The 11485-nt window shown below is 71.4% G+C and carries 13 protein-coding genes; 7 read left to right on the top strand and 6 right to left on the bottom strand.

Going from position 1 to position 11485, the window contains the following annotated elements:
* The first annotated feature begins 64 nt into the window (after nucleotides 1-64).
* The 3 genes from ACFUJY_RS19445 to ACFUJY_RS19435 are packed head-to-tail and all read left to right on the top strand — an operon-like array spanning nucleotide 65 to nucleotide 3193.
* Complete coding sequence (locus ACFUJY_RS19445) at nucleotides 65-1354, top strand: ABC transporter substrate-binding protein (protein ID WP_383301058.1); 1290 nt, start codon at nucleotides 65-67, stop codon at nucleotides 1352-1354.
* A 16-nt stretch (nucleotides 1355-1370) separates the two neighbouring features.
* A complete protein-coding gene (locus ACFUJY_RS19440) occupies nucleotides 1371-2285 on the top strand; it encodes a carbohydrate ABC transporter permease (protein WP_383300909.1) in 915 nt (304 codons plus the stop codon).
* Nucleotides 2282-3193 carry a carbohydrate ABC transporter permease gene (locus tag ACFUJY_RS19435; RefSeq protein WP_383300907.1) on the top strand — a complete coding sequence of 304 codons (912 nt, stop codon included), beginning with the start codon at nucleotides 2282-2284 and terminating at the stop codon, nucleotides 3191-3193. Before ACFUJY_RS19440 ends, ACFUJY_RS19435 begins: the two co-directional genes overlap by 4 nt.
* A 45-nt stretch (nucleotides 3194-3238) precedes the next feature.
* Here the strand turns inward: ACFUJY_RS19435 and ACFUJY_RS19430 are convergent, their stop codons facing one another.
* Nucleotides 3239-3781: an excalibur calcium-binding domain-containing protein gene (locus ACFUJY_RS19430; RefSeq protein ID WP_383300905.1), complete on the bottom strand. Its 543-nt coding sequence runs from the start codon at nucleotides 3779-3781 to the stop codon at nucleotides 3239-3241.
* 166 nt (nucleotides 3782-3947) lie between these two features.
* On the opposite strand from ACFUJY_RS19430, the gene ACFUJY_RS19425 reads away from it, so the two are divergent.
* The gene (locus tag ACFUJY_RS19425) at nucleotides 3948-4214 is read left to right on the top strand and encodes a hypothetical protein (RefSeq protein WP_383300902.1); all 267 of its coding nucleotides are present in this window, start codon (nucleotides 3948-3950) and stop codon (nucleotides 4212-4214) included.
* A gap of 111 nt (nucleotides 4215-4325) precedes the next feature.
* Nucleotides 4326-5363, top strand: coding sequence for an NUDIX domain-containing protein (locus ACFUJY_RS19420; protein ID WP_383300900.1), 1038 nt, complete (start codon nucleotides 4326-4328; stop codon nucleotides 5361-5363).
* On the opposite strand, the gene ACFUJY_RS19415 is transcribed toward ACFUJY_RS19420, so the two are convergent.
* Nucleotides 5322-6032, bottom strand: coding sequence for an MBL fold metallo-hydrolase (locus ACFUJY_RS19415; protein ID WP_383300897.1), 711 nt, complete (start codon nucleotides 6030-6032; stop codon nucleotides 5322-5324). The genes ACFUJY_RS19420 and ACFUJY_RS19415 overlap by 42 nt on opposite strands.
* 91 nt (nucleotides 6033-6123) lie before the next feature.
* Nucleotides 6124-7488 carry a dipeptidase gene (locus tag ACFUJY_RS19410; RefSeq protein ID WP_383300894.1) on the bottom strand — a complete coding sequence of 455 codons (1365 nt, stop codon included), beginning with the start codon at nucleotides 7486-7488 and terminating at the stop codon, nucleotides 6124-6126.
* Nucleotides 7489-7672: 184 nt separating this feature from the next.
* On the opposite strand from ACFUJY_RS19410, the gene ACFUJY_RS19405 reads away from it, so the two are divergent.
* Complete coding sequence (locus ACFUJY_RS19405) at nucleotides 7673-8887, top strand: geranylgeranyl reductase family protein (RefSeq protein WP_383300891.1); 1215 nt, start codon at nucleotides 7673-7675, stop codon at nucleotides 8885-8887.
* A gap of 38 nt (nucleotides 8888-8925) precedes the next feature.
* On the opposite strand, the gene ACFUJY_RS19400 is transcribed toward ACFUJY_RS19405, so the two are convergent.
* Nucleotides 8926-9390, bottom strand: a complete 465-nt coding sequence (locus tag ACFUJY_RS19400; protein WP_383300889.1) for a nitroreductase/quinone reductase family protein — start codon at nucleotides 9388-9390, stop codon at nucleotides 8926-8928.
* Nucleotides 9391-9530: 140 nt separating this feature from the next.
* Here ACFUJY_RS19400 and ACFUJY_RS19395 point away from each other — a divergent pair, with 140 nt between their 5' ends.
* The gene (locus ACFUJY_RS19395; protein ID WP_383300886.1) at nucleotides 9531-10244 is read left to right on the top strand and encodes a TetR/AcrR family transcriptional regulator; all 714 of its coding nucleotides are present in this window, start codon (nucleotides 9531-9533) and stop codon (nucleotides 10242-10244) included.
* 12 nt (nucleotides 10245-10256) lie between these two features.
* Here the strand turns inward: ACFUJY_RS19395 and ACFUJY_RS19390 are convergent, their stop codons facing one another.
* A complete protein-coding gene (locus tag ACFUJY_RS19390; RefSeq protein ID WP_383300883.1) occupies nucleotides 10257-11012 on the bottom strand; it encodes a maleylpyruvate isomerase family mycothiol-dependent enzyme in 756 nt (251 codons plus the stop codon).
* 40 nt (nucleotides 11013-11052) lie between these two features.
* Nucleotides 11053-11424, bottom strand: coding sequence for an SCO4225 family membrane protein (locus ACFUJY_RS19385; RefSeq protein ID WP_383300881.1), 372 nt, complete (start codon nucleotides 11422-11424; stop codon nucleotides 11053-11055).
* Nucleotides 11425-11485 lie beyond the last annotated feature (61 nt).

Genomic DNA, 11485 nt, shown 5'->3' with positions numbered 1-11485 from the left:
GGACGGGGTCATGGCACACTCGTACAACAGATCGGATCTGCCCGGCAGTGTGACGGGGCACCGGATGTCCCGGCGGAGCCTGCTGCGAGGCGCGGCGCTCGGTGCCGGCGCGGTCACACTGCCCGCCCTGCTCGCCGCGTGCGGCGGAGGCCCCGGCGGGGACGGCAAGACCATCACCCTGGGATCGAACGCGTCGGACCCCGTTCCCAAGAAGGCGTTCGCCGACGCGTTCAAGGCGTACGCCGCGCAGTCGGACGGCCGGAAGGTCGAGGTCAACACCGTCGACCACAACACCTTCCAGGAGAACATCAACCGCTATCTCCAGGGCAAGCCCGACGATGTCTTCATGTGGTTCGCCGGGTACCGCATGCAGTTCTTCGCGAAGAAGGGACTGCTGTACGACATCAGCGACAACTGGCAGCACTACACGGGATTCTCCGACGCCCTGAAGGACCAGTCCACCGGCGAGGACGGCAAGCAGTACCTCACCCCGTACTACTACTATCCGTGGGCCGTTTTCCACCGGAAGAGCCTGTTCACCGAGCGCGGATATCAGGCGCCCAAAACGCTTGACGAGTACGTCGCGCTCGCCAAGCAGATGAAGAAGGACAAGCTGGACCCCATCGCGTTCAGCGACAAGGACGGCTGGCCCGCCATGGGCACGTTCGACTACATCAACATGCGCACCAACGGATACGAATTCCACAAGAGCCTCATGGCCGGTGAGGAAGCCTGGACGGACAAGCGCGTCCGGGAGGTCTTCGACACCTGGCGGCGCCTCCTCCCGTACTGCCGGCCCGGCGCCAACGGCCGTACCTGGCAGGAGTCCGCCGCCAGTCTCCAGAAGCGCGAGGCGGGCATGACCGTGCTCGGCCTGCCGCACCCCGGGCAGCAGTTCCCCAAGGACCAACAGGCCGACCTGGACTTCTTCCCGTTCCCCGTGATCAACCCCGAGCACGGCCAGGACGCCGTGGAGGCGCCCATCGACGGGTTCCTGCTCGCCAAGAAGTCCAAGAACCTGAAGAACGAGAAGACGCTGGAGAGCGCCAAGGACCTGCTGAAGTGGCTCGCCACCGGCAAGGCCGAGGACGTCTACCTCAAGGGCGACCCCAACAACATCGCGGTCAGCGACGAGGCGGACACCTCCACGTACACCCCGATCCAGAAGAAGGCCGTCGGACTCGTCTCGGGCGCCAAGCAGATCTCGCAGTTCCTCGACCGCGACACCCGGCCGGACTTCGCGTCCACGGTCATGATCCCCGCGATCCAGAAGTTCATCAGCAGCCCCGACGACGTGGACGGCCTGGTCAACGACATCGAACGGCAGAAGAAGTCCATCTTCGCCTCGGACTGAACCGGGAGTACCCACCGTGCCGTTCATCTCGGGGAGGCGCACCGGACGTCGGGGCACGCGGCGGTACACCCGTCGCGACCTCGTCGTGCTCGGTGTGCTGCTCGGTCTGCCCGTCCTGCTCGACCTCGCCATCGTCTGGGGCCCGACCCTGGCCTCCGTCGTCCTCTCCTTCACCAGCTGGGACGGGATCGGCGACATCGAGTGGGTCGGGACCCGCAACTACGCGAACATCTTCACGAACTACCCGCAGTTCTGGCCTGCCGCGCGGCACAATCTGCTCTGGCTCGCCTTCCTCGGGCTCGTCGCCACCCCGTTCGGGCTGCTCCTGGCCGTGCTGATCGACCGGGGCGTGCGGTTCAGCCGGTTCTACCAGTCCACGCTGTACATGCCCGTCGTGCTCTCGCTCGCGGTGGTCGGCTTCATCGCCCAGCTCGTGTTCTCGCGGGACCAGGGCGCGCTCAACGCGGTCATCGGGGACACGGAGACCCCGACGGACTGGCTCGGCGATCCGGACCTCAACATCTGGATGGTCCTGCTGGCCGCCGCCTGGCGCCACACCGGCTATGTGATGATCCTCTACCTCGCCGGGCTCAAGGCCGTCGACCGGTCGCTCAAGGAGGCGGCGGCGATCGACGGGGCGAGCGAGGCGCAGACCTTCTTCCGCGTCGTCTTCCCCACCCTGCGGCCGGTCAACGTCATCGTCGGCGTGATCACCGTGATCGAGTCGCTGCGCGCCTTCGACATCGTGTACGCGGTCAACCACGGCCGCAACGGCCTCGAACTGCTGTCCGTGCTCGTCACCGACAACATCATCGGCGAGGCCAGCCGCATCGGCTTCGGCTCCGCGATCGCCGTCGTCCTGCTGGCCGTCTCCCTCGGATTCGTGGCGACGTACCTGGTCCAGGAGCTCCGAGGGGAGAAAGACCGATGACCACCACGCAGCCCGCCCGCGCGGTCCCGGCCGCCCCCGCCGGGGCCCGCCGCCGGCTCCGCCCCGGCCGGCTCGGTGTGCACGCCTTCCTGATGGCGGTCTCGCTGGCCTTCCTCGCCCCGCTGCTGCTCGCGGTGTACGCGTCCCTGCGACCGTACGACGAGACCTCCGAGTACGGCTACTTCTCACTGCCGCGCCATCTCTCCCTGGACTACTACCGGCAGGCGTTCACCGACTCCGGCATGACGAAGTACTTCGTCAACACCCTGATCATCGCGGTACCGGGCGTCCTGATCACCCTGTTCCTCGCCTCGTTCGTGGCCTTCGCGCTCGCCCGGCTGAAGATGCGCGGCGGACTGGTCCTGCTGATGCTCTTCACGGCGGGCAACCTGCTCCCGCAGCAGGTGATCGTCACCCCGCTGTACGTCGTCTTCAACCGCATCCCGCTGCCGTACTGGATGTCCGACTCGATGACCATGTTCGACTCCTTCTGGGCGGTCATCCTGGTGCAGATCGGCTTCCAGATCGGCTTCTGCGTGTTCGTCCTGGCCAACTTCATGCGCACCCTCCCGCCGGAGATCCTGGAGGCGGCCGTGGTGGACGGGGCAGGGGTGTGGACGCGGTTCTGGCGGATCACCCTGCCGCTGTGCCGCCCGGCGCTCGCCGCGCTGGGCACGCTCCAGTTCACCTGGATGTACAACGACTTCCTGTGGGCGCTCGTCTTCATCTCCGACGGCGACAAACTGCCCATCACCTCCGCGCTGAACAACCTGCGCGGGCAGTTCTTCACCGACTACAACCTGCTGGCGGCCGGCTCGGTGATCGTCGCGCTGCCGACCCTCGTCGTCTTCCTGCTGCTCCAGCGGCACTTCATCGCCGGACTCACGCTGGGGTCCGGAAAGGGGTGAGAGGGGGGTCCGGGGACGGCCGGGCACCCCGCTCGCCGGCACGGTCTATTCGCAGGCCACGCCGTCCCCGTCGCGGTCGAGGTGCCGGCCGTACCCCGGGTCGCCCCGGTGGATCGGGGCCGCGCCGGCCGCGCGGACGGCGGTGCAGTTGGCGTAGTACGCCGAGCCCCCGCCACCCGAGCCGGAGTCGTCCGGGCCGGAGTCGTCGGAGCCCCCGGCGGGGGCCTCGGGCGCGACGGTGACCCTGACGGTCTTCGTCTTCGTGACGGTCGGCACCGGCTTCGGGCTCGCCGTGACCGTCTCGGTCACGGCGGGCTCCGGCGCGGGCGTGACCGACACCGTGGCGGTGACGGTCGGCGCGGGCGAGGACTTCGCCGCGGCCCCGGTCTCGTCCGCGCCGGAATCCCCGCCCGCGGCGCCCATGCCGACACCGATGAGGAAGAGGACGGCCGCCGCCGGGATGACGATACGTTTCCTCGCCCAGCCGGGCGCGCCGCCCCCGGGGGCGCCCGGACCCCGCGGGCCGAACGGGGACGGCTGCGGCGGCGGCCCCCAAGGAGGCGGCTGCGGCGAAGGGTTGTGCGACATGGGTCCCCCCAGAAGTTGCGTGGAGGGACGACCGTAGCCACGGCGCCGAACGGGTGGGAGGTCAATCCTCCGCAAGTGATGGAGTTGTGACCATCGCGTGAAGCCGGTGGCCCGCCACGGCCCGCGCGGGCCCGCCGTTGTCAGTGGCGGGTGCGATCCTGCGGGCATGGACGAGATCATGCGACGGCGGGTGTACGGCGCCGACCACGAAGACCCCGACCCGGGCCCCCGGCCCGGCCGCGACTACCGCGAACTGGTCGGCGGGCCGCTCGACGGACTGCTCCTGGATGTGACGGGGTGGACGCCGGTGGCCCTCGCGGACGGCTCCGCCCTGGTCACCGAGATCGGCGCCTACGGACCGGGCGGCCGCGCGGAGTACGGGCCGCGCCCGGACGAGCCGGACAAGTGGGACTGGCGGGGCGATACGCCGTAGCCCGCGGACGGCCCCCGCCGTCCCCTGCGCGCAACGCATCCCCTCGGTCGGGTTTTCGCGGCAGGGTGTTGCGGGCAAGCCACAGGGGGCTGCTACGGAAGAGGGGGAACCGTGATCGTCTGGATCAACGGTGCGTTCGGCGCCGGAAAGACCAGCGCCGCGCGTGAACTGATCGATCTGATCCCGAACAGCACCTTGTACGACCCGGAACTCACCGGCACGGGGCTCGGAAGCCTGCTGCCCCAGAAGAAACTGGCCGAGGTGACGGACTTCCAGGACCTGCCGATCTGGCGGCGCCTTGTGGTGGACACCGCCGCCGCGCTCCTCGCCGAGCTGGGCGGGGTTCTCGTCGTGCCGATGACGCTCCTGCGGCAGGAGTACCGCGACGAGATATTCGGCGGCCTCGCCGCCCGGCGCATACCGGTGTGCCATGTGCTGCTCTCACCTGAGGAAACGATCCTGCGCACCCGTATCGCCCACCGGGCGCAGTACCCGGGCGACGCGGAGGGTGTGGACCCGACCGGACGCTGGGCGTACGACCGGATCGAACCGTACCGATCGGCCCTCGGCTGGATCACCGGGGACGCCCACACCGTCGACAACAGCGCGCTCACCCCGCGCGAGACGGCGGAGCGCATCGCGGAGGCCGTACGCACCGGCGCCGCCCCCGCCTGCGAGATCGTCCAGACCCCGGAGCCGACCGCGGAGACCGTCGCCTCCGGGGTGCTCCTCTTCGACGAGCACGACCGGTTCCTGCTCGTCGACCCCACGTACAAGCCCGGCTGGGAGTTCCCCGGCGGCGTCGTGGAGGCGGGTGAGGCCCCGGCCCAGGCCGGGATCAGGGAGGTCGCCGAGGAGATCGGCATCCAGCTCGAACGGGTGCCCAAGCTCCTCGTCATCGACTGGGAGGCGCCCGACCCGCCCGGGTACGGAGGTCTGCGCCTCCTCTTCGACGGCGGACTGCTGCCTCGGGCGGACGCGGAACGGCTGCTGCTCCCCGGCTCCGAGCTCCGCGGCTGGCGGTTCGTCACGGAGGCGGAGGCGGCCACCCTGCTGCCGCCCACCCGCTACGAGCGGCTGTGCTGGGCGCTGCGGGCCCGCGAACGCTCAGCCGTGCTCAACCTGGAGGCCGGCGTCCCCGTCGGCTGAGGCACGCAGGACCGCGGCGGCGTCCTCGGTGAGGGGATCGCCGTGGCCGAAGCAGACCGTGGCCGGTTCCAGCGCGGCCAGCCGCTGGAACGAGGCCACGGCCTGCTCCCGGTCGATGTTGAAGACGCCCAGCATCACCTGCCCCACCCCGGCCACGCAGTCGCCGGTGAACAGCACGCCGTGCCCGGGCAGATGCACACCGATGGAGCCGGGCGTGTGCCCGGGGGAGTGGACCACCCGCGCCCCGCCCCCGAACGGCAGCACCGCCCCGTCGGACAGCTCGGTGTCGACCCGGGTCGCGGGAGCCGGGGGAACGGTCAGCGCGTGCTCGTACAGCGGGCGTTCCCAGTCCAGGAGCACCGGCTCCCCGACCTCGGCCTCACCCCGGATCACCGGCGCGTCCAGCCGGTGGGCCAGGATCTCGGCCCCGTGGCGGTCGGCCAGCTCCTGCGCGGCGCCGTAGTGGTCCCGGTGGCCGTGGGTGATGACGATGCGGGCGATGTCGGCGGGATCGTGGCCGAGGCCGCGCACCGCCTCCTCGATGGCGGACGCCGCGTTCACGTCGCCCGCGTCGATCAGGGTCAGCTCCGTCCCGTCGCGCCAGAGGTACGCCTGGCCGATCGGGAAGCGGAACATGTGCAACCGCGGAAGCACTTCTACGAGATCCATGCGGCGAACGTAAGCGGCGGCGCCCGGCCGCCGCATGGATCTACGCTCTCGGCGAGCTTCGCTCAACGCGTAGCCCGCCCCCGGCGCGGACTCAGACCGCCTTGGAGACCGCGTAGTTGCGAAGGAACAGCGCCTCGGCCACGGACAGCCGCTCCAGCTCGTCGGGCGACACGCTCTCGTTCACCGCGTGGATCTGCGCCTCCGGCTCGCTGAGCCCGATCAGCAGGATCTCCGCCTCCGGGTACAGCCCGGCCAGCGTGTTGCACAGCGGGATCGAGCCGCCCATGCCGGAGGACTGCATCTCCTGACCCGGATACGCCACCCGCATGGCGTCGGCCATCGCGGTGTACGCCGGGCTCGCGATGTCCGCGCGGAACGGCTGCCCCTGGCCGACCTGCTCGACCGAGACCTTCGCGCCCCACGGGGCGTGCGCGAGCAGGTGAGCGGTCAGCAGCTTCGTCGCCTCCTCCGCGTTCTGCCCCGGAGGAACCCGCAGGCTCACCTGGGCCCGGGCGCTCGCCTGCACGGACGGCGTCGAACCGACCACCGGCGGGCAGTCGATGCCGATCACCGTCACCGACGGCCGCGCCCAGATCCGGTCGGCCACCGTGCCCGTCCCGACGAGTTCCACCCCGTCGAGGACCTTGGCGTCCTTGCGGAAGTCCTCCTCCGGGTACTGGAGGCCGTCCCACGCCTCGTCCGCGGTCAGGCCGTCGACCGTGGTCGAGCCGTCCTCGGCGCGCAGCGAGGCGAGCAGCTGGATCATCGCGGCGAGCGCGTCGGGCGCGGCGCCGCCGAACTGCCCGGAGTGCAGGTTGCCCTCCAGGGTGTCGAGCCGGACCCGCAGCAGCGTCATCCCGCGCAGCGTCGACGTGACGGTCGGCAGGCCCGCCCGGAAGTTGCCGGTGTCGCCGATCACGATGGTGTCCGCGGCGAGCAGGCCGGGGTGCGCCTCGGCGTACCGCTCCAGACCGCCGGTGCCCTGCTCCTCCGAACCCTCCACGATCACCTTGACCGAGACGGGGACCCCGCCGTCCGCCTTCAGGGCGCGCAGCGCGAGCAGGTGCATGATGAAGCCGCCCTTGCAGTCGGCCGTCCCCCGGCCGAACCAGCGACCGTCACGCTCCGTCAGCTCGAACGGCGGGGACAGCCAGGCGGCCTCGTCCAGCGGCGGCTGCACGTCGTAGTGCGCGTAGAGCAGCACGGTCGGAGCGCCCGCCGGACCGGGCAGGAAGCCGTAGACGGACTGGGTGCCGTCCGGGGTGTCGAGCAGGGCCACGTCCTGGAAGTCCTCGGTACGCAGCGCGGCGGCGACCCACTCGGCGGCGCCCTCGCACTCGCTCTTGGGATAGACCGCGGGGTCCGCCACCGACTGGAAGGCCACCAGCTCGGTCAGCTCCGCCTTGGCACGGGGCATCAGTGAGGCGACGGTCTCGGAAATCGGATGGCCGGTCATGGGGCACGCTCCTGGTAGGTGCGACGTTATGTGTACGTTTCCGGCCACTCGCCCGCCTGGAGTGCGGCGTCGCGGGTACGTCGGAGACTCGGCCGATCCTCCCACAGCGGTTCTCGGCCAGAACGCGCCGTAGGATGCCGTGAGCAGCTTGGGCCACTGGTCGGATCGGGAGCAGAAGCACATCGTGAGCAGCGAGAACGCAGACGCCGGACATGAGCACGAAGAGTCGTCCGTGTGGGACGTCGTCGTAGTCGGCGCCGGACCGGCGGGAGCCTCCGCGGCATACGCGGCGGCCGTCGCCGGCCGCAAGGTACTGCTCCTGGAGAAGGCGGAGCTGCCCCGTTACAAGACGTGCGGCGGCGGCATCATCGGATACTCGCGCGACGCGTTGCCGCCCGGGTTCGAACTGCCCCTGCGGGACCGGATTCACGCGGTCACCTTCTCGCTCAACGGCAGACTGGCGCGCACCCGCCGCTCCAAGCGGATGCTCTTCGGCCTCATCAACCGCCCCGAGTTCGACGCGGGCCTGGTCGAGCAGGCGCAGAAGGCCGGTGCCGAACTGCGCACCGGGGCGACCGTCTCGCGGGTGGAGCAGCACGGCGCCGCGGTGCCCGACCGGCGCACGGTCGCGGTCGTGCTGTCCGGCGGCGAGACCGTCCTGGCCCGCGCGGTGGTCGGCGCCGACGGCAGCGCCGGGCGCATAGGGGCGCACGTCGGGGTGAAGCTCGACCAGGTCGACCTCGGCCTGGAGTCGGAGATCCCGGTGCCGCCCACCGTCGCGGAGGACTGGGCGGGCCGCGTCCTCATCGACTGGGGTCCGATGCCCGGCAGTTACGGCTGGGTCTTCCCCAAGGGCGACACCCTGACCGTCGGCGTGATCTCCGCGCGCGGCGACGGAGCCGGCACCAAGCGGTATCTGGAGGACTTCGTCGCACGGCTCGGCCTCGCCGGGTTCGAGCCCAGGATCTCCTCCGGCCACCTCACGCGCTGCCGCAGCGAGGACTCGCCGCTCTCGCGCGGCCGGGTGCTGGTGTGCGGTGACGCGGCCGGCCTGCTGGAGCCGTGGACCCGCGAGGGCATCTCCTTCGCGCTGCGCTCGGGCCGGCTCGCCGGTGAGTGGGCGGTGCGCGTCGCCGAGGCGCACGACGCGGTGGACGCCCGCCGCCAGGCGCTCAACTACGCCTTCGCCATCAAGGCCGGGCTCGGCGTCGAGATGAGCGTGGGCCGGCGCATGCTGAAGCTGTTCGAGCGGCGCCCGGGCCTGCTGCACGCCGTTCTGACGGGCTTCCGCCCGGCATGGAACGCGTTCGCGGGCATCACGCGTGGCACGACCTCGCTGGCCGAGCTGGTCCGTTCGCACCCGCTGGCCCAGAGGGCGCTCTCCGCGATGGACCGTTAGGACGCGGGGTTCCGGGGGCTGACGCGCCGTCCGGTGCGTCAGCCCGCGTCGGCGATCCGGAAGACGGGGTGGTCCGGGCAGGCCGCCAGGATCTCGGCGTCCGTGGACTTCGCGGTGACGCCCTGGAAGTACTGGTTGACCTCCCAGCCCCACCGCTTCAGGTAGGCGCGGAGGACGGCCGCCTTGTGCGCGTCGTCCGCGATCTCCACCGCCGAGAAGGCCCGCGTCCTGCGGCCGCGGCGCAGCTCCCCGCCGCCCGCCACCCGCATGTTGCGCACCCACTGCGAATGGCCGCGGGCGGAGACCAGGTACCGCACACCCTCGTAGAGGTGCGGGTTGACCGGGACACGCTGCAGCCTGCCGCTCTTGCGGCCCCGCACCGACAGCTCCTGCGAGCCGAGCAGGCTGATTCCGTGCCGCGCGAGCCAGCCGACGAGGCTGTTGAAGCGGACGTTGAGCGGGCTGCCCTGCAGGTAGTACGGCTGCGTCCGGGACGGAGACATGGTGGGACCCCCACGGTGCGATTGCATTTTCGAGAGCGCTGCTCTCGCTTGAGATCAGTGTGTGCGGAACTCGTGCTCAAAAGCAAGAGCACTGCTCTCGTTATTGGTCGCTGCTCTGCGCACGTGGCAGACTGGGCGCCATGAGCGCTATCCGGGGGGCCAGAGAACGGGCCCGTATCGAGGTCACCGCCGCCATCAAGGACGAGGCGAGGAAACAGCTCGCCGCCGAGGGCGCGGCGAAGCTGTCGCTGCGCGCCGTCGCGCGCGAACTGGGCATGGCCTCCTCGGCCCTCTACCGCTACTTCCCCAGCCGGGACGACCTGCTGACCGCTCTCATCGTCGACGCGTACGACGCGGTCGGGGAAGCCGCAGAGCATGCCCGGCGCGCCGCCAACGGGGAGCCCGGTGCCCCCGCCGCCGGCCTCACCCGCTGGGTCGCCGTCGCCTGCGCCGTACGCGACTGGGCGCTGGCCCACCCCCACGAGTACGCGCTCATCTACGGCTCGCCGGTGCCCGGATACTCGGCTCCGCAGGACACCGTCGGGCCCGCGGCACGCGTCGGCATGGTGCTCATCGCGATCGTGGAGGAGGCCCGCCGCGACGAGGGCCTGGCGCTTCCGCCGCTCCCGGACGAACTGCGCCCGGAGGCCGAACGGCTCGCCGCCGATGTGGCCCCCGGGCTGGCTCCGGCGGTGGCCGCCCCGCTCGTCGCGGCCTGGGCGCAGCTGTTCGGGCTGATCTCCTTCGAGGTGTTCGGTCAGTTCAACCGGGTGGTGGAGGCGCGCGAGGTCTTCTTCCGCCAGGCCGTCACGGAACTGGCCCGCACGGTGGGTCTCCTGGGCCGGCGCGGCTGAGCCGCCACGGCGTCAGGACCAGGTGATCGCGGAGTTGTCGCGCCAGAGCCGGGCCAGGTCCCCGTCGCCGGTCACCGCGAGGGCGGAGAGCGGGAGCCGGTTCCACAGCGCGAGGTAGAGCGTCCCGGCCGGCGCGCTCAGCTCGCAGTCCACGGGGGAGGTCGCGGCCGGGGCCTCCTCGCGCACCGCCGCCGGCGGCTCGGCGGACAGCCGTACGGTCCACACCGTGTCCGTGTCCGTCGCCCGCACCCGAAGCGTGCGCGGGCTCCCGGTGCGCACCCGGCTCTTCGGGCGGGCGTGCATCCCCCGCAGCAGTTCGTCGATGCCGTCCAGCGCGAGGGCGGGCGCGACCGGGGAGAGGCCGCCGCCGCGCGCGGACTCGGCGTCCACCCGGTGGATCGTCGTCTCATGGGCCTGGCGGCGGGCCCAGAAGGCGAGCGGTGAGGGCGCGGGGAGGAACGACCAGCACTCCACGTCCCGCGGTGCGTTCTCCAGCGCCACCACCAGGAGCCGGTGTCCTTCGCCGAAGTGCGCCAGCAGCTCCGGCCCGTCGAGCTCCGTCTCGCCGCCGTCGGGGACGTACGAGGTGTGCCCCTCGCGTACGAAGGCGGCGGCCCAGGCGTGCACCATGGCGGTGTGCCTGAGCAGATCGCGTACCCGCCAGTCGGGACAGGTCGGCACCGGGGCCCCGGTGCCCGCCTCGTCGGCCGCGTCCGCCAGCAGGCGGCCCTCGGCGGCCAGGGCCGCTATGTGTTCCGTGATCTCCATGGCCGGATTGTGCCAGCCGGGCGGGCCCGGAGGGGGCCGGTCAGGCGCTCCGGGGGCGGACCGTGCGATCGCGGCGGGCGCCGCCGCGTACCAGCCGTACGAACCAGCCCAGCGCCAGCGACTGCGCCAGCACGGACACCGTCAGCGCCAGGTACACGAACCAGGCGGGGCCGAAGGACTCCGCTCCGGCCGCCGAACTGCCGAGCAGGAACACGAAGACGGTCGGCGCCGCCAGCAGGAACAGCCAGACACCGGCGAACGAGGCGTCCTCGTGGGCGACGAACAGGGTGTCCACGGCGACCAGGACGGCCGCCGCGACAACCGCCCCCAGGTACAACAGGGACGCGGCGTTGCCGAAGGTGAGCCGGACGAGCGTGCGCGTCGTCCGGCGGCTGATGGCGGGCCTGTTCATGGTGTGCTCCCCGTGGCTGGCTGTTCCTCCATCGTGCGTGCGGGGAATCGTTCCTGCCTGA

Origin of the sequence: Streptomyces sp. NPDC057249 (assembly GCF_042669245.1) — a bacterium.
In the GTDB taxonomy this organism is placed as follows: Bacteria; Actinomycetota; Actinomycetes; order Streptomycetales; family Streptomycetaceae; genus Streptomyces.
Note: the sequence above shows the minus strand (reverse complement) of the source record. Positions and strands in the feature narration are given on the sequence as shown.

Excerpts from the sequence above, each read along its gene's own strand:
- ACFUJY_RS19410 (WP_383300894.1), bottom strand. The coding sequence starts at position 7,488 with ATGACCGGCCATCCGATTTCCGAGACCGTCGCCTCACTGATGCCCCGT.
- ACFUJY_RS19390 (WP_383300883.1), bottom strand. The coding sequence starts at position 11,012 with ATGGAGATCACGGAACACATAGCGGCCCTGGCCGCCGAGGGCCGCCTG.
- ACFUJY_RS19445 (WP_383301058.1), top strand. The coding sequence starts at position 65 with ATGTCCCGGCGGAGCCTGCTGCGAGGCGCGGCGCTCGGTGCCGGCGCG.
- ACFUJY_RS19400 (WP_383300889.1), bottom strand. The coding sequence starts at position 9,390 with ATGTCTCCGTCCCGGACGCAGCCGTACTACCTGCAGGGCAGCCCGCTC.
- ACFUJY_RS19435 (WP_383300907.1), top strand. The coding sequence starts at position 2,282 with ATGACCACCACGCAGCCCGCCCGCGCGGTCCCGGCCGCCCCCGCCGGG.
- ACFUJY_RS19430 (WP_383300905.1), bottom strand. The coding sequence starts at position 3,781 with ATGTCGCACAACCCTTCGCCGCAGCCGCCTCCTTGGGGGCCGCCGCCG.
- ACFUJY_RS19395 (WP_383300886.1), top strand. The coding sequence starts at position 9,531 with ATGAGCGCTATCCGGGGGGCCAGAGAACGGGCCCGTATCGAGGTCACC.
- ACFUJY_RS19385 (WP_383300881.1), bottom strand. The coding sequence starts at position 11,424 with ATGAACAGGCCCGCCATCAGCCGCCGGACGACGCGCACGCTCGTCCGG.
- ACFUJY_RS19415 (WP_383300897.1), bottom strand. The coding sequence starts at position 6,032 with ATGGATCTCGTAGAAGTGCTTCCGCGGTTGCACATGTTCCGCTTCCCG.
- ACFUJY_RS19425 (WP_383300902.1), top strand. The coding sequence starts at position 3,948 with ATGGACGAGATCATGCGACGGCGGGTGTACGGCGCCGACCACGAAGAC.